This window comes from Paenibacillus sp. FSL R10-2771 (assembly GCF_038000205.1).
Lineage (GTDB): Bacteria > Bacillota > Bacilli > Paenibacillales > Paenibacillaceae > Paenibacillus_AQ > Paenibacillus_AQ phytohabitans.
Map to the genome: position 1 here is coordinate 6,460,457 of NZ_JBBOBM010000001.1, position 19,837 is coordinate 6,480,293.

The following is a 19,837-nucleotide window of genomic DNA, read 5'->3' on the forward strand; positions in this document are numbered from 1 at the left end:
CCTTTTTTGTACATTTCAATCATAAATGAAATTGGGGTAAGCTTCATATGTACAATTTGAAATCTGATGTACAGTTTAAGCAGGTTTGGCTATTTACTCACTGCGGATCACACGAAAACCCTGGTCATTTCCCCTGCTGCTCCCCTCAAACTTGCCCCGAAAAGATACCTCTGTATTGTTAACGCCGCCGATCCACCCGCCGCCCTTCACCAGTCTGAGGGAGCCGCTGTTGCTGTCCGGGCCTTCGTACCAGTTCCAGCACCATTCCCTCACGTTACCTGACATGTCGTAAAGCCCCAGCTCATTGGGTTTCTTGAGGCCGCTAATTTTCGTCTGGTTATGGTTATTCTCGATCGCCGGCCAGTTCCAATCCCCGGTTAAGAATTGATCCCCGGAATTCCTCCAATACCAGGCTACCTCATCAGCCTTGCTGCTTCCGCTATAGCTGCTGCTCTTGCTCATCTGTCCTCCGCCTGCTGCATATTCCCACTCCGCTTCAGTCGGCAAACGGTAGCCGTTCACTCCTGCATTGACCGTTACGGTCCATTTCATGAAATCTCTGTCGCTTGTATTATTCGGATCAACAGTGTTCTTGTCTATATTGTAATAGGGCTTCAGGCCCTCTTTCATACTCCGTTGATTGCAGTACTCCACAGCATCATACCAGGTTACACTCTCTACGGGCAGATTATCCCCCTGAAACTGGGAAGGGTTATTCCCCATCACCTCCAGCCATTCTTGTTGAGTCACCTCATACTTACTGATATAAAAATCAGGGAGGGTCACATCTGTTCCGTAATAATTGGATTTTGTGTCTACAAAGGCACCGCCCTCGACCCATACAAGACGCTCTTCCCTGGCAGGCTTCTCCTGCGAGCAGGCAGCGGCAATACCCGTTAACGCTATTAAAAAGACAATCGATAGTTTTCGCATGGATATATCTCCTTTGAACCGATTGGGAAAGGTACGGACCTGCTGATAGCCTCTATATAGGAAGCACAGTAGTTATAGAGATTTCATGTGGAGTTCAGCCTATATAGCTGGCTTATTAAGGCCGCCGGCTGTGTGACCGGCAGGCCTCAGTCCTATCAATGATCAGCCGTCTTTCTGAATAGCCGGAACCCGGTTAGTGCCTGTCAGCCGCCTGTTACCACACCGTTACGTTAGAGCTGCCGCTGCTCTGATAGCCTTCTGTTGCAAGCACCTGATAGGACCAGCTGCTTCCCAGATTCATCCCTTTGCTCTTCCATGCGTTAACATGGTTACTGAAAGTGATAGCAGAATTGCTTCCCGTCGCTCTCTTCGACTGTCTTACACTCCAGTATTGAGGGAATGTGGCATTACCATCAATGGAAGGCGCGTCGTAGCGCATAGTGGTATAGATATCATAGGTGCCCCCGTCACTGGTCACGGTGCCCTTATACGTTCCGGTAGGTCTATAAGTACCCCAGCTGTCAACAACGTAATATTCGATGAGTGAATTTCTTGTCCAGCCGTACAGGGTTAAATACCCGTTGCCGGACGGCGCCCAGACGCCTGCATTGTAGTTGATTGTTCGTGTTGGCGATCCAACGTTCCAGCCTTTGCCGACCACGAAATTGCCGGTATTGGACCAGTTCACACTGTAATTCCCGCCTGTTCCGTTCGTAGCATTGACTGTACCTCCGCCATCAGTCCAGTTCTGCCAATAATCTGTTGCTGCACTTGAGGTCGCTGCAAACGCGCTGAAGCTCATTGTGGCTGCCATGAATACCGTTAGAATTTTCTTGTTTAGCTTAAACATTGAATTACCTCCTAAGAATAATTTGTTGTGTACAGCCTTTCTTCCCCGCCCTCACTTGCCCGTAGCCTCTGTCCGCAGAATCTAACTTATCCTGAGTTATCTCCCAGATATTTACTTGTCCTCCTTCACGAGTAAATTATATAAGGTAAGCGTTTACATTTCTCTCTGCAAATTAAAGGTTTAATCCCAATTTTTATAGGTCTTATGGAGACGAGGCGGCATAACTCATCAATTAAAAAAGCCGCCCCATTAAAGGACGGCTCTGCATCAGCAATCTTATGGATTCATCAGCCCATCTTGATTACGGCCTTCACCACATCTTCCTTGTTATTGATGACGAAATCAAAAGCCTTCTGGGTATCCTCGAAGTTGAATTCATGGGTCACGATACCCTTGACGTCAATTTTACCGTCGGCAATCGCTCCAATGGCGGCAGGATACAGGTTGCGGTAACGGAATACCGATTTGATATCGGCTTCTTTGAACATAATCTGCATAAAGTCGAAGTCGATGATATCCTTGGCTGCGAGTCCGACGAGCACAATCGTTCCGCCTCTTTTGACCAGATAAGGCGTTTGCTTCACGGTATGCTCGCTTCCTGCGGTTTCAATGACCTTATCCACGCCCTGACCGTCTGTCAGTGCAGCGATGACATCCAACACATTCTCTTGCTTCGCATTGATAACCAGGGAGGCGCCCAGCTTCTTCGCCGCTTCCAGCCGCTTCTCAATGATATCTACGACCACAATATCCGTTGCTCCGTACGCCTTGCAGGCCAGAAGTGTGACAAGCCCGATGCACCCCGCTCCGAGGATCACAACACGGTCCCCCAGCTTAATTCCGCCTTGCGCCGCAGCATGCAGGCCCACCGCCAGCGGTTCCACCAATGCCCCTTCTTCCGAAGATACGTTGTCCGGCAGCTTGAAGGCCATGTTCTCCGGAAAAGCCATGTAATCCATTAGGCAGCCATGGTAAGGCGGAGTCGCCAGAAACTGTACATCCGGACAGAGATTATACTTGCCGCTCTTGCAGAACTCACACTGGCCGCAGGTGACTCCAGGCTCCAGCGCAACCCGGTCCCCTACCTTCAGATGCTTCACCCCCGGTCCCAGCTCTACCACTTCTCCGGCACATTCATGCCCGAGGATGAAATCTCCGTCGACCACGAAGTCACCAATCCGGCCATACTCCAGATAGTGCACATCTGAGCCGCAAATCCCGACATATTCCAGCTTTACAACAACCTCGCCCTCTTTGGCTACCGGCATGTCAATTTCATTCATTTCCAATTTCTTCAGCTCTGTCATATAAAAAGCTCTGTTCTTCACAAGTTTCTCCTCCTCAGGGGCATTAGCGTTCTGTATACCCATCCTTACTTCAAGGCCTCTGCCTTCTCCAGCAATTCGATATACTCATCCACATTATCCTTGGCAATCAGCGGGTTACCGATATCGGTGTCGATCTGTTTCTCCGCGCCGGTCAGCAGCTTGTTGCTGGTATCGAGCAGCTTCTCTGCCAGCTCAAAAGCATTCTGCAGACAAGTGGAGGTCATCTTGCCCTCCTTGATCAGCTGAAACGCCTCAGCCGTTCCATCCACTCCATAAGCCAGCATGCTGCTGAACTTGGCATTATCCTTAACCGCTTCAATCGCGCCTGCCGCCATATTGTCGTTCATGGAAACTACCGCGTCGATCTTGTCGTTGGCCTGAACCCAGTCCTCCATATATTTCATCGCTTCATCCTTGTTCCAGTTCGCGATCTGTTCGCCGACGATCTGCACATCCGGACGTTTGTCGAAGAATTCCTTCTGCCAGCTTTCTCTCCGCTTATCGGCGTGGAAGTTCCCGGACGGGCCGTTGAGTACTACGACCTTGGCATTCTGTGGGATCTGTTCCAGCGCTGCGCGGGCATTGACTCCGGCCTGCTCGTAAGGATCGGCATCCACAGTGGATGCTCCTTCAATGCCGGAGATGCGGGCATTAGTGGTGATGGCATAAATACCGGCTTTGATCACCTTCTCAACGTAAGGTCTTTGCGCCTCACCGTTATTCGGCTGCACAATGACGAGGTCGAACTTGTTGGTGATGGCATTCTCGATCATGGAATTCTCTTTATCGTCACTGGCCTGCCCGTCGAAGACCTCCAGCTTGATGTTCGGATATTTCTTGGCTTCTTCCTTCACGGCGTTAGCAAGCCAGGCGGCAAAGGAGTCAGACTGCGCACGGGCGATATAGGCAACCTTATATACTTTCTCGCCGCTGTTACTTCCTTGCGCTCCTGAATTAGAAGAGCTTGCCGTATTCGAATTGCCACAGCCTGCTAGCAGTCCCAGTACCAACAGTATCGAAACTAAGGTGATCCATGTTTTTCTCATTGTTTTTCCCCTTTTATTTATTTTAAACAGCGCCGCTGTTTAATCCGGTTGCCTGGACATCCTCTTACCTGTACCGGGTCACTTGGCGATTCCCGGACTCTGCTCCCTCTTGCGTCCGCTGCTCTTGCCGTTCTTGCCGTTCTTGCCGTTCTTGTCTTCAATTCTGCCAAGTGTGTTCTTGGTTCTGCGGTTCTTGGACCGGATATCGTAGATTACTGCCAGCGCAATGATGGCCCCGCGGATAATCTGCTGCATGTAGGAGTCGACATTGGTCAGGTTCATGATGTTATCCAGGAAGCCTACAATGAAGGCGCCAGCCAGGGTGCCGCCCGCCGAACCGATCCCGCCGGAGAAGCTGGTGCCCCCGATGATCGCCGCCGTCAGCGCCGTGAATTCATAGTTGATTGCACCGTTGGGAAGCCCGGCATTCACCCGGGACATGAAGAGAATTCCGGCAACCCCTACGAAGATACCGTTAATGATGAAAGCGGTGTATTTGATCTTGGATACGTTGATACCTGAAGCCGTAGCCGCTTCTTCATTCCCGCCCACTGCAAACAGCGAGCGTCCGAACCTGGTGTGCCGCAAGATGTACCAGGTGATAAGGGCAAAGGCAATCAGAAATAGCACGGGGATAGGAATGAAGCCGATGGAGCCTTGGCCGAGGACGGTGAAATCCCCCAGCTGCAGGATGTTCTGTCCTTTGGTGAAGAGGAGGGCAACCCCGCGGGCCATCGTCAGCATGGCCAGTGTCGCAATGAAGGGCGGCGTCTTGAAGGTGCTGACCATCACGGCATTGACAATATTGCACACCACGCCGGTCACGATGCCGACGACAATAGCGGCTGTAAAGGAACCTGTAGATTTGTAAGCGGATACAGCAAACACTCCGGAAAGGGCCAGCACAGAGCCCTGCGATAAATCCAGCATCCCGCTGATAATCAGCAGGGTCTGGCCAAACGCCAGGATGGTAGTTACCGCCAGCTGGGTGGAGATGTTGGTCAGGTTATTAATGGACAGAAAGTTCGGGTTGGCAAAAGAACAGACAATAAATAATGCCAGCAGCACCAGATAGATGCTGTACGTCTTTTTAAATGTGCTCCAGAATTGGCTCCAATTCATCTCTTTCAATTCAGTTCACCTCATTTGATGTAATCGTTCCGGTGGCGTACTTCATAATCTGCTCCTGGGTGAAATCCTCCCGGCTGATCTCCCCGGTAATCGTGCCCTTGGCCATCACGTAAATCCGGTCACACATCCCCAGCAGCTCGGGCAGCTCGGAGGAGACCATAATGACGACCTTGCCCTCCTTGACCAGATCGGTCATCAGCTTATAGATTTCGTATTTGGCACCCACGTCGATGCCCCGGGTAGGCTCATCCAGAATAAGAATATCCGGACCCAGAATCATCCATTTGGCCAGCACCACCTTCTGCTGGTTGCCTCCGCTCAGCGAGGCGATAACTGTATCCATCGAGGGTGTCTTCACCCGCATCTTCTGGAACATCTCCGACACGATATCCTGCTCGGCCTTGGCATGATGCCGGAAGCGGTAGAACACGCTCTTCAGGGAAGACAGGGTCGTATTCTCCTTCACCGACCGCATAGGAATGATCCCGTATCTGCGTCTGTCCTCGGAGAGCATGACCATACCATGCCTGATGCTCTGCTCCACGTTCTTGATTGTGACCTCGCGGCCCTTGATGTACACCTGCCCGGAGGCGATGGGATCAAGCCCGAAGAGCGAACGCATCACCTCGGTTCTCCCTGCCCCGATCAGTCCGGCGAAGCCGACCATTTCCCCCTTGCGCGCATGGAAGCTTACATTCTCATAACCGCCGTGACCGCTCAGATTCTCTACCTTCAGCAAGGTATCGCCAATCTCTACCTCTTCTTTCGGGTAGGTATTGGTAAGCTTGCGGCCGACCATCAGCGAGATCACCGTCTCAATGTCCAGCTTCTCCTTGGGATGGCTCTCCACTACCGTTCCGTCCCGGAATACGGTAATCTCATCGGCGATCTGAAAAATCTCGTCCAGCTTATGCGAGATGTAGATAATGCTGACGCCCCGGGCCTGCAGCTCCCTGATCTTCACGAACAGCTTATCTACTTCCTCGTGGGTAATCGCAGAGGTAGGCTCATCCATGATGATGATATCTGACTTGTACGAAATCGCTTTCATAATTTCCAGCATCTGAATATCGGACACCGTCAGGTCCTTGAGCAGGGTAGTCGGGGAATACGGCAGATTCTCTGCACGCAGCAGCTCCTTGGTACGCGCTCTGACCTGCTTCCAGTCCACCTTGCCGAACCGGTTCGCCGGCAGATTTCCGAGGAAGATGTTCTCTTCCACTGTCATTTCCGGCACATAATTCAGCTCCTGGAATATCATCGAAATCCCCAGGCTCCGTGCCTGAATCGGGTTGCTGATTCTGACGGGCTTCTCGTCTATGAAGATCTGCCCGCCATCCGGCTGGTGAATGCCGTTGATGATCTTCATGAGGGTTGATTTACCTGCACCGTTCTCGCCGCACAGGACATGCACCGAACCTTTTCTTACCTTGAAATCAATCTTGTCTAACGCCTTGACCCCCGGAAAGGACTTCTCGATCTGTGACACCCTGAGTTTAATGCTCTGTTCCATTCCTTTCCCCCCAAATGATGAACTGATTTCCCGCCTGCTCCAATTGTTACTAAAGTACTTTTATAAAACCTTCTAAATAAGATTATAGCCAGTTTTGTATTGAAGTCAACAAAAACTTAAAGCGTGATGGAAACGCATTCAATTAGCGGTTTTCTGTATACAGGAGGACATACAAAAAAGCCTCCGGAAGAGGGCGGAGCCGCAGATGCAGCACCGTCCCTCTTCCGGAGGAGCGGGAGAAGAACACGATATTCTTTTGATTAAAGGTTATATCTAGATGCTGTCAATAAACTCCGTTACCAGTTCCAGCGCAGCTCCCACGGCGGTAGCCTCCAGCTTGTATTTGCAGACCCGGAGGTAGGTGCCGTCCTGCTCGAAGGTGTTCTTCCGGGCCGCGAGCGCCTGGAGATCATCAATGTATTCCTCCATGTACGCTCCGGCATAACCGCCGAGAATTACATCGCAATCGTACAGCATCCGCAGGTTGTTAATTGTAATCACCAGGTAGCCAAGGTACTCCTGCCATATAGCCTTTTGCGGCTCATTCCCCTCCCGCAAAAGCCGGAAAAATTCAGAAATGCTGCCCCCGGTGCTGTCCGATAGTATTCTAGCTGAGCAATAGGCATCCACACAGCCCTTCTGCCCGCAATAGCAGGTACGGCCCTCAGGCATAATCGTCATGTGTCCGAACTCTCCGCCACGGTGGTTCTGACCGGCGTATATCTGGTTACTAACTATAATTGAACCGCCCACGCTGTTGTTAAGGGATAAATAGACTACATTGTGAATGTCTTGCTCCCCCCACAATTCGGTGAAGCCGGCCGCATTCGCATCATTGCTGAGAATACAAGGATAAGGGATGAATTCCGCGAACCGCTGGACACTTCCCCCCTTGAAATCAATAACCGTGGCATAGCTCACCGTCTGGCGGTCATCGGACAGAATCGCGGGCAGCGCAATTCCCACGCCCAGAATCCGGCTGCGGTCAAGCTGACAATCTTCCACAAAATCCTCCACCAGCTTGCCCACCCCCTGGAAATAGACTTCGCTGTTCGCGAAGGGGAAATGGTTTCTGACATTCTTAACGATTCTGCCGCTTAGATCAATGATGACTATCCCCACATGATTCAGGGTCACATCCAGCCCGATGGCATATCTCGCCACACTGTTGCAGGCCATCGACTTGGCTTTGCGGCCGCCGGTGGATTCGAACAACCCGGTCTCCTCGATCAGCTCTCTTTCCTGCAGCTCTTTAAGATTCTGGGTAACTGTAGGCAGGCTTAGATTGAGCGCCTGCGCAATCTCTTGAATAGAAGTAGATTCACGGTGATACAGATATCGGTAAATGGCGTTCCGGTTCATCTTTTTAACTTCCATACTGTTCAAGCGATGTGTCGCCATTTTATAGCCTCCGACTTTTATAAATGTACTTTAATAATGTATATAAATATAATATACAATCACATCCGTTTTTGCAATCATATGTATGTTCTAATTGTGAATATTTTCACTAATATACGGTCATTGTATCAAGTATTTATTTCCCCGTCATTAGTCTTTTCACACTTGCACACCGGATTGCGTTGTTTTGTCCGAAGCGCTGCCCCTAGACTAGCTGGACTATTACATTCAACCGCATAAACACCCTAATGTTGTACGTATTACAACTCTGCTCCCTAAATAATAGACACCTCGTCAGAATTGTTGTATGAATTACAAGAATTGTCCTGCTCAACCGCCTGTTGAAAGGCAAAATCCTGCCTTTTATACAACAATTCCCGAATAGGACTGATATTAATAGAGAAATGTTGTATTTCGTGCAGGATTTAGTAGGGTAGAAATGACAGCGAACGGTTGAGCCTGAATGCAGCCAGGACAACAGCTAAGCATCCGGCAGCGGGGGAGCAGGCATAGGCATCATAAACAGATACTGGGCAAAAAAGAGAATACCGGAAAAGAATGAATGTGATTCCGCCAAACTTAATCAGGTTAACCGTTGGTCTCAAGCCGCGTCATCTCGATTCAGTTATATATGAAATCAGCCTCAGAATCCATTCCTTGTCGTATGCTATAATCATAGCAAAATTGCCAGGAGGAGCCTATGAACCGGATTCAAAAAATTACAGATAGAGATCACAATATATCACAAGAGCTGCTGGACATTTGGGAATCAGCGGTCCGTGCCACGCATTTTTTCCTAACAGAGCAGGATATTGAAGGATTACGTCCCTTGGTTCATCAAGGTATCGGACATATCTCCCATTTGCTTGCCTATACCGGTCAGGAGCATTATCTCGGCTTCATCGGCGTTCAGGAGCAGAAGATTGAAATGCTGTTCGTAGACCCCGCCGTCAGAGGACAAGGCATTGGTAAGCAGCTAGTCACTTATGCCCTGCACACTCTGAACGTACTCTACGTGGATGTGAATGAGCAAAATCCCCAGGCTCTCGGATTCTACGAGCATCTGGGATTCCAGGTCTATGACCGGTCTGAACGGGATGAACAAGGCCAGCCTTGGCCTATTCTGCATATGAAGCTATCACAGATATAGCAATCCGGGTAGCCTTAACAATATCACCCAGCGCCATGCTGGCCTTGCCCGGTTTATCGAGCACCTGCTCAGGGATATAGGGCACATGGATGAAGCCGCCGCGCATAGCCGGATAATGTTGCTCAATGTGATGGAGCAGACCGTACATGGTGTTGTTGCAGACATAAGTTCCAGCGCTGTTCGAGAGGAAGGCCGGCAGGCCGTTGTCTTTGATCGTCTGAACCATTCTTTTGACAGGCAGGCTGGAAAAATAGGCATTCGGTCCGTCCGCGCAGACCGGCACATCCTCCGGCTGGCAGCCTTCGTTATCGGCAATGGAAGCATCCATCAGATTAACGGCAATCCGTTCCACCGTAATGCCGCTGACCCCGCCCGCCTGTCCGATACAGATCACCGCATCCGGTCTTTCGGACTTCACATAGCCGATCAGTGTATCCACCGATTTCTGGAACACCACGGGCAGAGACCGCTTGATGATCTCCGCACCGCCAATGTAATTCTCCAGACGCTGTACCGCCTCTAGGGAAGGATTGACAAGCTCTCCGCCAAACGGCTCGAAGCCTGTTATAAGGATTTTCATAGCGTGTAGCCTCTCTTTCTTTCTGATCCCGTTATCCCGGAAAAGCCAGTACATGCGCATTGACAATCAGGAACAACGCTATGGATCATGTCAGCTTAACCTCTACTCCCTCGCTGTCCAAATATTCAGCGCACGCGAGCGGACCGCAAGGTTCGTGTGATTTCTGAACGACCGCAAACGCTCTGCCGGTTCCGGGCTCCAATGTAGAGCCTGTCCTGCTACTTCCAGCAATGAAAGTCCCATATACGGGGATTCGTAACGCTGTTCAGCCCCTAGCACATCCACAATTTCGAGCAGAATCTCCGGATTCCAGTATCCTGCGCTGTCTTGTATACTATGGGCGATCTGGCTGTACGCTTCGCTTAACAGCTGCGGCTGATCTGACATACCATCAACCATCCGGTTCAGATACGCGGCGGATTCCTCCACGTTATTCCAGTCAATTACTGCGATATACAACTTCATCACAAGCTGCTGTAAAGTCTCATAGGCTGCGTGACAATCGATCAGTCCCAGGTACAAAGGGATAAGATGGATACGTGTATTCTTCGGCAACGAGGTCAGCTGGTTAATTAATTTCTGGAGGCGCTGCCGGTGAGGCAAATCTCTTCCCGCAGCTGCATTCCAATCCCCGCTTATCCCTGTACCGGCCAGCTTCCGGCAAACACCAATTACAACCTCGTTGACCTTGCCGTCGCGGCAGGTTTCAATCAGCGTGTTCACCGCAGCTTCCCATCTCGTGCTGTCTTCCAGGTCCGTAATCGCCTGAGCAGCGGCAGCAGCAATCACATCTTCATTTCCGTTAGTCCACCAAATCATAGCAGCAAAAGCATACCTGCCAACGGACGTATCCGGATGATTGGCAATCTCAATGATTAAGGCCAGATAGCGCGGTCTATAGTCAAGCGGAAGAGCATTAGGCTGCTGGGATAATAAGCTTAGTGCGATATCACTTTGCGGGGAAGCAGCGATGGCCCTTAGAATCTCCCAGCTGCGTTCATCATCCAAAAGCTGCTTTGCAGCATGCCCTATGGCGATGATCACATCCTTATGGGCGCTTGGTTTGCCGAGCTCGTTCAGGAGCAGCGGAAGGCTGTCCTCACTTCTATACGCGCCCAGCAAGCGGATGGCTTCTTTCCGGACCGTAATCTTCAGCTTATCCCGGTTTAGCAGCTCCTTCAGCAAGGTAACCAATAACACCGGATTCACTCTGCGGATGCACCTTGGTATGGAGTACATCGCTACACGTGCCCGGTCTCCATCCAGATTGTCCAGCAGCACGGGGAGCACCTTCTCCGGTTCTTCCAGCAGTGACAGGGCATGAAGCGCCGCCTCTGCTACAGCGACTTCCTCATCCTGTACCAGTCCAAGCAGCCTGTCCGGGCCAAGATCAGGCATACCGGCCATAATCCTGATCACTCTTGCACGCTCGGACAGACTGCGCTTAGGATCATCCGCAATTTTCGCTAAGAGGGAACTGTAAGCTTGCTGCTGACGCGGCAGCCACCGGTAGAATCCGCTCTCCGCCGGCACGGGATAAATCGTTTTGCCTGACAGGAACCTGCCTTTGATCACAGCCCCCGAAATGAATGGATCGAGCCACTCCTGACGCTTCAAGTGCAGGTGCCGGAACACTTCATGGATCGTAATATACGATTTATCCGAGGCCAAAAGTTCCTTAACTCTGGCATCACGCGTCTGATGTGGTTCAAGCCAGAGCCGGGTTGCACGCATAGCTATTGCATCTGCCGTGGACCTCGTGGCTTCCTTTAACAGATTCTGAAGTTTAATAATACCGTGACCTCTTTTGCCAAAAGAACCCGCCAGGCTCATTACCAGATAGTAGTTCTCTGTCCGGTTGGCCTGTGCAGCAAAGGCATATATGCCGTCGAAGATCATCTCTTCTACTCCCTGGGGCAGTTTCTCTAGTGATGGAAGGGATAGCTGCCCGTTCTGCTTAGCCAGCTTCTTGATTGTATCTAGCGCAAACTTGAACAGCTCACCGTGAGGCTGCCCTGCGTTATGCCGCAGAATAGCAAAGGCCAGCTTCTGGACAGAGAACTTCGTTCCATACGAGGTATCTCTGGCATCGATAACACTATCAACGAGTAAAGTAAGCGCCTGCACATGGGCATCCTCGTATACAGACGCAGGACTTTCCGACAGCTCCTTGAACACTGCGCTGCGGACAGGGTCCTGGTCATTCTTAATCCGGCCCAGATATACCAGGGTTTCATTCATCCCCTGCCTCGACAGAACCGTACTTCGTATCAGCTGCATAAGCGCCGTAGCACGTTCGTCTGCACCAGATACCCGTGTGGCCAGCTCAAGCGGCTCCCTTGAATAGAGAATGGAGCGGCAGGCGGCAATACGAATGGTCCGGTCCCGGTTATCCTTGATCTCACGAAGGCCAAACATCCGGGCAGCCTCCTTATCACGCAAGGCATGCGGCAATACATACAGTAATTTTTCCGGGAAAATCCGCTCTTTGCGTCTATCCTCCTCATACACGGCATCAAAAATCACCTTGCGGTTAGACGGCGCCATATGTTCAAGCAGCTTCGCTACATGCATAGGGTAATCTGCGAGTAATTTCGCAATCCCGATCCACTGGTCTATAGACAGAACTTTCTTTCTTTTCAGCACAGCCTCAGGAACACCATGGGACAGCAGATCGCTCCGCAATTCCGTTTGTGTCAGCAGCTGAAACACCTTATCCGGATTCTGGCGTACAAGTGTGCCCAGATGTTCTTTGAGTGCAGGATGTATAATTCCCATAGGCCCGTGATTCAGTGCACACGCAAGCATCAGATCCGCCTTATGATTGCACAGATGCTCCATAGCAGACGAGAACCTCGACCAGACATGCCCTTTTTCCCTGAGTGGGGTGCTCTCCAGCGTGGCTGCGAAGTATTCCGCTACTACATCAAGATGCCGGCTGGCTAACTTCTTCCAGTCTCTGATGGCAAACCCGATATCCGCAAGCCACGTGCTAACCGTTGCCGCATGGCAGGCCTGCAGTATAATTGCTGCCTCCTCCGCACCCCACCGGGCGTATACCAAGGGTAACAGGCGTTCCGCCAGCTCCTGACGGTCTATCTGTGAAATGGTGCGAAGCAGCTTGCGGCGGCAATCATGTGATAAGTGCGGGAGCTCACGTTCTATTTCTTCATCTGAAGCTGCTTTAGCCAATAGGCCCGCAGCCGTGTTCCTGATACTTGCCAGGGGATGCCGCAGCGCAGACAGAATAACCGGAGCATCCAGTGTGGCGATGGCACCCATTAAGGCAAGGCGCGCTTCATACGCACCGCCCTCCAGTAATGAGGCCAGTAATTCGGAGTACTTGGCTGATCCAAGGTGCTCACGGCCCAATGTCGTTACTTTTCTGATTCTGTCGGAGTAACCTAGTGAATCCAGTTCTTTAAGTAAGCTCTGCTTGTCCAATGGATCTCTTCTCAAAATCATAAGTCCTCCTCGTTAACCTGTTCTGGTTCCATTCATTATAGGCTGAACTTAAGAGATACTAACTTAAACGCAATTGTCACTACGGTGAATATTTGCGCTATTGTTATTTTCTTTTATTCAGTTTAGATAATCTCCTTAACAAAAAAAAGGCAACCCCCAATCCGGTTATTCAACCGTCTTCAAGATTACCCGTTGCAAGCCTTACTCTACCATTTCATTCTTATCGCGCTTCTGTTGGATAAACACATACGTCTTCTCATCCGACAAGGCTTCCGCAAATGCGAAATCAAACCCGTCGAAGCCTTTGATATCCTCCACGCGGGTAATTTGCCGCTCGGCCATGTAGCGGACCATTTCACCCCTGGCCATCTTGACCAGCGTCGCCCGCTCAACCACCTTGCCGCCGATGTCCTGCCCGAACACCACACTAATCATTCGAGCGTCCTTGCCAATGTACGGAGAGATACATTTGCTGTATTCCTTGGAAGCCAGGTTCAGAATGATGTCACTCTCCGCGAACAGCTGGTCCGCCAGTCTTCTATTCCAGAACTCATAGAGAGAACTGAAGCCCTTACCACCCAGCTTAGCCTGCATCTCCAGCCTGTACGGCACAACGCCGTCAAAAGGTCTGACGATTCCATAGAATCCGGATAAAATCCGCAAATGCTGCTGAAGATAATCCAGCTCCTCAGTCTGAAAGATCCCGGGCGCCATGTACTGGTACTGTATTCCCTCATATGAGAAGATAGCCGGCGTCAGATTCCTGGTGACATCCATCTCCCGGATCCGTTCCATATTCAGCGTGGCGATGGCATCATTGCATTTCCATAGCGCTTTGGCTTCTTCATAATTCAACTTGCGTAATAAGGCCAGAAGAGTCTGCGAATCGCTGATGAACTGCGGCACTTGGCGGTAATCCAGGAAATCCGTGTCCGTCTTCATCTTCTTGGCAGGCGATATAATGATTCTCATGCTGCTCCCTTTTCTACCCCCGCGGGGAAAACTAAATATACCTTTATACTATCATAATTTATATTATATAAGCTGAACTCAAGATACTAACTTAGTATACTAACTTAAACCTTAGTCGTCACTGCGGTGAATATTTGGACTTCCAGCCGCTGTTGTCCCCAGATTTCTTGATTATTACCGCTCCTACAGTTCCCAAAATCCCCCTTCGATCCTTCCGCTTTTTGTTATTTCTTCTATCCATCTTATTTAGTTATTCGCTGGCAAGCGGCACAAATACGGAGGCACAGTTCGCCTGCCGGAAACGGGCGATCACATGCCTGCTCCAGTCACGCGTATATTCAGGGTGAGCATTCAGGAATAGCTCATCCAGATGATTGAACGCCACATCATACGGTATGCCGGGATTATCACCATTCACTTCGAGCTGGGTAATGTGCAGATAGATGCCTCCGGGCACTGTAATCTTTTCCACGCAGTCAGGAAGTGACTCAAAGGTGCTGACTCTGGTGCCGAAGCAGGAGTTAACCTTCCCCTCCTCCTCACTGTTCACCGGAAAACCGTAATAATCATGCAGATAATATTTAGCCGCCTCAGTGGCGAATACCTGGTCCTGCACGTCAAAATATTTCGTGATTACAAACTCCTCATCATCCGGCAGCGTCATGCTGCAGGCGATCTTCATCTCCGGCATTGTCACCGCCTTGAAGCGCAAAGAGTCAAACCGCTCCGCATCATTTCCCGGTATCTTAACGGGTTCGTATTTGGTGAGAATCTCCCCTGAGTCATCATATGTATTGAAGCTAAGGCCGGAAGGGTTATAGACGTAGCTGGTGTCATTACGGAACTGGCCGATGAAATATTCATCTGCATGCATCCGCTCATCATAGCCGATCCGTCCCGCCTCCTTTGTCTCATTGATCAGGACTTTGGCATAGCGGCATGCAGGCACTGTAAGCGTCTCAGTATATTCCGGCAAATGTGCGGGTAACCCGTCGAAGCTGCTTACCTCATATCCCACAATGACTTTATAATTGCCGTCACCCTGCACCTCTGATCGTACGGTAACAACCTCTTTACCTTTGATTTGCCGGGTGATGAGACCGGAGAGGAGCGCGATATCGCCTTCTGAAGTCAGCTTCTTGGTATAGAAGTAATCATTCAACGTACAGCTCGCATGCTCAGACCCATGGAAACCGCCATATCCCCGGCTCTCATACGAAACCGGCAGCGCGATGCCCACCACTTTCATCTCCGGCCGGTCCACAATACTGCACAGCTCCGTAATCTGTTCTACCTGAATCTCACTTGGAATCTCCATCTGCTTCATCTCCTCCACCATTCTCAGGATTACCGGCTTCACGCGGGGGCTGTAGTCTTCGGGCGCATGCTGCGGCAGTGCTTGTTTTCTTAGATTCATTTGTGTGCTCCTTTCCTATATAAATCTAGTTTATAGATGAACGCGTACTAAATATTATCCGTTCTTAACATCTTTCAGCTTGATCCACACTCTCATTGTGATAGCATCCGGGTCACCCTGACCTCCGGTCTCATAGGTAGTAAAAGCAGGCAGCTCATCCTTACTCCATCCGTGCTCCTGTATCCATGTATCCAAAAGAGCAATAAACACTCCGCGGTCACTACAACTGTCCCTCTCGAGCATCGCATAATGGCCTTCGGCAACCCGCAATATTTCAAGCCTGCTATTCACGGGAAGCTCTATCGTCTGTTCCAGCCACACACCGCAGGTGTAGCTTAAGCCGCTTTGGGCTACATAGAACTCCTTTACTGTGCTTATCACCTCAGGGGTATGAAGGGATATATAGTTCATCACCGCAGCAGATGCCTCCTCCTCTGCCTGATCCCCTTCCCGGGACGACACCAGAAACTCTAGACCTGCACAGAAATTCACACTGATCTTGTCATAATCCGTCCGCCTCTTCACTGGCAGATACAGAATCAGCTTCCTCACTTGCCCGCTTTTGCAGATATATTCTTCGAAATAACACACATCATCCTGTACGAACATACTGGTTCGCAGCCACTTCAGATAGAGATAATCCCATGCCAGCCCGATCTCGGCCTCATCGTTCCTAACGGTTGTCTTCGCGAAGGTTGAACTGAATTCTTGAGCCACCTTTATTCCCTGAAAAGTGCTGTCTGCCAGTCTGTCTAGCAAATCCGCATCATACTCCACAGCGAGCTCATAACAGAATAAGCCGTCCCGCTGCTGCCCGTCTCTGCCGAAGATTCTGCCCTGGTATTCAGGTATTAGAAAATGCAGCGCTTCTAGCGCTTGTTGCTCAATGCCGTACTGCTTGGGATGATAGAATTTCGCGCGTAAGGTCTTGGGGATCGTTTCAGCGGTGACGGTTACCTGCCGGATGGTTTCACTGTCGAATCTGGGGAAGAAGTAGCAGGCTTCACTCTTCTGGTACTCTAGCGGTGTCATATGGGTTGCGGATTTCACGTATTTGCACAAAGCCTGCTGGGAGCTATAGCCGCAGGAGTAGGCAATCTCAGCAAGCGGACGCTGCGAAGCTCGGATCAGCCCGAGCGCGGCTGACAGCCTGCGCTTGCGTATGTATTCTTTTACCGAATGTCCGGTATAGGTGTAGAAGTCACGATACAGCTGCATCAGCGACGTGTACCCGGCCTGCGCAGCTTGTCCAAGGTTGATGTCTTCGTATAAACGTTCCTCTATGAAGGCTATGGATTGTTTGAAGCGGGCGGATTTGTCCATGGGAAGTCCTCCGGGAGCCTGTCGCTGAAAGCTTCAGCGTCTTTGCTTTGTAATTCCACAAAGGTTAGGGGAATCCTTCCAGTAACACATTGTATTCGGTTTTTCGCATACATTGAGCCAATCTCCCCTATCACCGGCACATTGTATTCGGTTTTTCGCGTACATTGGGCTCATTCCCCCTATCGCTGGCACATTGTATTCGGTTTTTCGCATACATTGAGCCAATCTCCCCTATCGCCGGCACATTGTATTCGGTTTTTCGCATACATTGGGCTCATTCCCCCTATCGCTGGCACATTGTATTCGGTTTTTCGCATACATTGGGCTCATTTACCCCATCGCTGGCACATTGTATTCGATTTTTCGCATACATTGGGCCAATCTCCCCTATCGCCGGCACATTGTATTCGATTTTCCGCATACATTGGGCCCATTCACCCTATCGCCGGCACATTGTATTAAGTTTTTCGCATACATTGGGCCCGTTTAACATCTCACACAACACAAAAAGCCCAAGCCCGGCATAACACCCCAGGCTTGAGCTTTTTCACATTCCTATTCCCCAATAGTCCGAATAATCGTATCGAACGGTTCCAATTCCACAGTCTGCGGCCCATATTCCGTCTCAATCGTAGTCTTTTGCAGCTGGTCGCTGTTATTGATCACGACAAGCATCTTGCTCTCCGGATAATACGCGCACTCGGTATAGAGGTTATCCGGAATATATTTCGTTTCCTGTAGCTCCTTACCGGCATAGCGGATCAGGTTCAGCAGCAGGCGGGTATTCTCCCAGCCGAATTCGAAGGAAGGCAGGTAGATTCCCTTACCCTTACCAAAGTTATTCGTAGACAATGTAATCTTACCGTCCAACTCACTCATCACAGCAGCGGAACCATCCGTAAGATGGACACCGTTCTTCGGTGTAATGCTGGCGCCATCAGGCACCAGACCTTGCTCAGCTTGAACCTCATACGCCCATTTGCCGTGAGCTACCCGCGCACCCGTGTCCTCATCCACACCCAGAACATGCGCCATTCTGAAGTAGCTGTCGTATCCCTCAACCGCTGAAGGCTGGTTAATCCCGATAAAGGTACCGCCCTCATACACCCATTTGGTCAGGACATCTACAGACTTGCTGTCTTTCCAGTAGTCCCCGCCGCTCCAGGCTGTACCGGCGCTGCCTGCATTAATCACTACATCCACATGCTGCAGCACGCCCTGGCGGATATCCTCGAAATCAATGAACTGCACCTCAACCGGCAGACCGGATAGAGCTTCATTAATGTGAATCAGATCATGCATATACGTCTCATGGAAGTGGCCGGACAAGGTCCACGATCTCAGCTTGCCCCAGCTGTGCAGAATGGCTACCCTGGTCTTGATATGATAAGGCTTGCCTTGCTGATGCAGCTCTTTAATCTCTCTGAATTCATTCGCAATCTTCTCGATGTAATCACAGAAATCCGGGTAAGGCTCGACCAGATGCAGATATCCGCCCAGGCCAATCCGGTCAATCGGCTCACGCAGGAGGGCACGCCGGATGTTGATCCAGTATTTTTTGGCATCCAGTGTCGGATCTCCCCCTTCCATGAAGGTAGGCGCGCCGCCTAACCCCACCGGGAATAAGTACGGATGCAGCCGGATCTCATGCGTATCCACTTTCACCCCTGAACAGAGCCTTGCCTCATATCCCGAGAACACACATTTGATCATCCCGTCGAAACCAAATTCACCGAAGCGGTCATTGTAAGGCTCTGCGCCAACCCAGCTGTCATCGTAGAAGACATACGCCAGCTTGTCATGCTTATGCACAATATCAATTAACTGCTTGCCGAATCCGATCACGAAATCATTGATAAAAGCCATATAGTCCAGCTTGCGCTGCTCCGCCGGGATATGACTGACGCGGTATTTGCCGCCGTTCACGAAATCTTCTGCCGTCAGCGAATAGCCGTATTGCTGGGCGAACAGATCCAGACCTCGGGCACTCACCGTGAAATCATAGGAACCCCAGTCTGAGAACAGATGACGGTTACGCTCACTGCTGCCCCAGATCCAGGCGAAATTATAGAACAGGGAAGTAAAGCGGACAACCGTTGTTTCTTTATGCTTCACACACCAGTCTTCCATCCAGTCCAGCAGGTACTTCTGCGTGTCCTGATACATAGGATCAATCTGCATCAGATGCTCTTTGTTCCAGTTGTTCGTGGTGTGATTGTACATCGAGATCTCTTCCCAGATCCGGTAGGCCATGAAGCTGACGGTGTATTTATGCCAAGGTACGATTCCGGTAAGCACCACATTGCCTGATTCCCGGTCGTAATTCCATTGCTCTCGCGGTACTTCCTCACCGGTCGTCCGGTCATACACCTGCCAGTACTTGAACGCCTCACGGGAATCATTCACTCTGAACTGTTCAGCGAAGAAATCCTCCATCAGGTAGACCGATAAATAATCCTGCACAGCCACCTTCGGATTCGTAATAAGGAAGCTCTGCTGCAGCTTATCCGGGTTCTGCGACGCCCATTCATTATGGTCCCGGATGATACAGACTGTAGAATAAATGCCGTATCCGGCATTGATAATCTCATCAGATAACTGTGTACCGTCACTGTCACGGATGACATCGGCACCCCAGCGTTCAGCGAGTTCAAGCGTTAGCGCTTCGTAACCGGATTCTCCCGGCAGTGTGAATGCGCCTGTTGATGGTTTGGACAATTCGATTCCC

Annotated in this window: 14 protein-coding genes; 1 reads left to right on the top strand and 13 read right to left on the bottom strand. The window is 50.6% G+C overall.

The genetic code is table 11. The features are described 5' to 3' along the window. Positions 1-93: 93 nt before the first annotated feature. From NSU14_RS27875 to NSU14_RS27905, 7 genes are all read right to left on the bottom strand, one after another. The gene (locus NSU14_RS27875; protein ID WP_042133594.1) at positions 94-933 is read right to left on the bottom strand and encodes a formylglycine-generating enzyme family protein; all 840 of its coding nucleotides are present in this window, start codon (positions 931-933) and stop codon (positions 94-96) included. 214 nt (positions 934-1,147) lie between these two features. Continuing rightward, the gene (locus tag NSU14_RS27880; RefSeq protein ID WP_042133591.1) at positions 1,148-1,783 is read right to left on the bottom strand and encodes a glycoside hydrolase family 11 protein; all 636 of its coding nucleotides are present in this window, start codon (positions 1,781-1,783) and stop codon (positions 1,148-1,150) included. 287 nt (positions 1,784-2,070) lie between these two features. Beyond that, positions 2,071-3,111, bottom strand: coding sequence for an NAD(P)-dependent alcohol dehydrogenase (locus NSU14_RS27885; RefSeq protein ID WP_076247922.1), 1,041 nt, complete (start codon positions 3,109-3,111; stop codon positions 2,071-2,073). A gap of 44 nt (positions 3,112-3,155) precedes the next feature. Continuing rightward, positions 3,156-4,157: a sugar ABC transporter substrate-binding protein gene (locus NSU14_RS27890; protein WP_340947961.1), complete on the bottom strand. Its 1,002-nt coding sequence runs from the start codon at positions 4,155-4,157 to the stop codon at positions 3,156-3,158. 78 nt (positions 4,158-4,235) lie between these two features. Further along, positions 4,236-5,279 (bottom strand): ABC transporter permease, encoded by a 1,044-nt coding sequence (locus NSU14_RS27895; RefSeq protein ID WP_340947962.1) that lies wholly within the window; start codon positions 5,277-5,279, stop codon positions 4,236-4,238. A 10-nt stretch (positions 5,280-5,289) separates the two neighbouring features. Continuing rightward, on the bottom strand, positions 5,290-6,801 hold the full coding sequence (locus NSU14_RS27900; protein ID WP_042133586.1) for a sugar ABC transporter ATP-binding protein: 1,512 nt from the start codon (positions 6,799-6,801) through the stop codon (positions 5,290-5,292). Between the two features lie 273 nt (positions 6,802-7,074). Next, the gene (locus tag NSU14_RS27905) at positions 7,075-8,202 is read right to left on the bottom strand and encodes an ROK family transcriptional regulator (protein WP_076247914.1); all 1,128 of its coding nucleotides are present in this window, start codon (positions 8,200-8,202) and stop codon (positions 7,075-7,077) included. Between the two features lie 700 nt (positions 8,203-8,902). Between NSU14_RS27905 and NSU14_RS27910 the strand changes: the two genes are divergently transcribed. Then, positions 8,903-9,352, top strand: coding sequence for an acetyltransferase (locus tag NSU14_RS27910; protein ID WP_340947963.1), 450 nt, complete (start codon positions 8,903-8,905; stop codon positions 9,350-9,352). Here NSU14_RS27910 and pcp read toward each other — a convergent pair. From pcp to gnpA, 6 genes are all read right to left on the bottom strand, one after another. Then, positions 9,321-9,932, bottom strand: coding sequence for a pyroglutamyl-peptidase I (gene pcp, locus NSU14_RS27915; protein WP_340947964.1), 612 nt, complete (start codon positions 9,930-9,932; stop codon positions 9,321-9,323). The two genes, NSU14_RS27910 and pcp, sit on opposite strands and share 32 nt — an antisense overlap. A gap of 102 nt (positions 9,933-10,034) precedes the next feature. Next, positions 10,035-13,397 (bottom strand): HEAT repeat domain-containing protein, encoded by a 3,363-nt coding sequence (locus NSU14_RS27920; RefSeq protein ID WP_340947965.1) that lies wholly within the window; start codon positions 13,395-13,397, stop codon positions 10,035-10,037. Between the two features lie 201 nt (positions 13,398-13,598). Next, entirely contained in the window at positions 13,599-14,369 is a 771-nt protein-coding gene (yaaA, locus tag NSU14_RS27925) for a peroxide stress protein YaaA (protein WP_076247907.1), read from the bottom strand. A gap of 250 nt (positions 14,370-14,619) precedes the next feature. Further along, positions 14,620-15,786, bottom strand: a complete 1,167-nt coding sequence (locus NSU14_RS27930) for a GyrI-like domain-containing protein (protein ID WP_340947967.1) — start codon at positions 15,784-15,786, stop codon at positions 14,620-14,622. A 54-nt stretch (positions 15,787-15,840) separates the two neighbouring features. Next, entirely contained in the window at positions 15,841-17,109 is a 1,269-nt protein-coding gene (locus NSU14_RS27935; protein ID WP_340947968.1) for an AraC family transcriptional regulator, read from the bottom strand. Positions 17,110-17,664: 555 nt separating this feature from the next. Next, positions 17,665-19,827 carry a 1,3-beta-galactosyl-N-acetylhexosamine phosphorylase gene (gene gnpA / locus NSU14_RS27940; protein WP_340947969.1) on the bottom strand — a complete coding sequence of 721 codons (2,163 nt, stop codon included), beginning with the start codon at positions 19,825-19,827 and terminating at the stop codon, positions 17,665-17,667. Between the last annotated feature and the right edge of the window lie 10 nt (positions 19,828-19,837).

Coding starts and splice junctions, on each gene's coding strand:
- NSU14_RS27875 (WP_042133594.1), bottom strand. CDS start 933: ATGCGAAAACTATCGATTGTCTTTTTAATAGCGTTAACGGGTATTGCC.
- NSU14_RS27880 (WP_042133591.1), bottom strand. CDS start 1,783: ATGTTTAAGCTAAACAAGAAAATTCTAACGGTATTCATGGCAGCCACA.
- NSU14_RS27890 (WP_340947961.1), bottom strand. CDS start 4,157: ATGAGAAAAACATGGATCACCTTAGTTTCGATACTGTTGGTACTGGGA.
- NSU14_RS27895 (WP_340947962.1), bottom strand. CDS start 5,279: ATGAATTGGAGCCAATTCTGGAGCACATTTAAAAAGACGTACAGCATC.
- NSU14_RS27900 (WP_042133586.1), bottom strand. CDS start 6,801: ATGGAACAGAGCATTAAACTCAGGGTGTCACAGATCGAGAAGTCCTTT.
- NSU14_RS27905 (WP_076247914.1), bottom strand. CDS start 8,202: ATGGCGACACATCGCTTGAACAGTATGGAAGTTAAAAAGATGAACCGG.
- NSU14_RS27910 (WP_340947963.1), top strand. CDS start 8,903: ATGAACCGGATTCAAAAAATTACAGATAGAGATCACAATATATCACAA.
- pcp (WP_340947964.1), bottom strand. CDS start 9,932: ATGAAAATCCTTATAACAGGCTTCGAGCCGTTTGGCGGAGAGCTTGTC.
- NSU14_RS27920 (WP_340947965.1), bottom strand. CDS start 13,397: ATGATTTTGAGAAGAGATCCATTGGACAAGCAGAGCTTACTTAAAGAA.
- yaaA (WP_076247907.1), bottom strand. CDS start 14,369: ATGAGAATCATTATATCGCCTGCCAAGAAGATGAAGACGGACACGGAT.
- NSU14_RS27930 (WP_340947967.1), bottom strand. CDS start 15,786: ATGAATCTAAGAAAACAAGCACTGCCGCAGCATGCGCCCGAAGACTAC.
- NSU14_RS27935 (WP_340947968.1), bottom strand. CDS start 17,109: ATGGACAAATCCGCCCGCTTCAAACAATCCATAGCCTTCATAGAGGAA.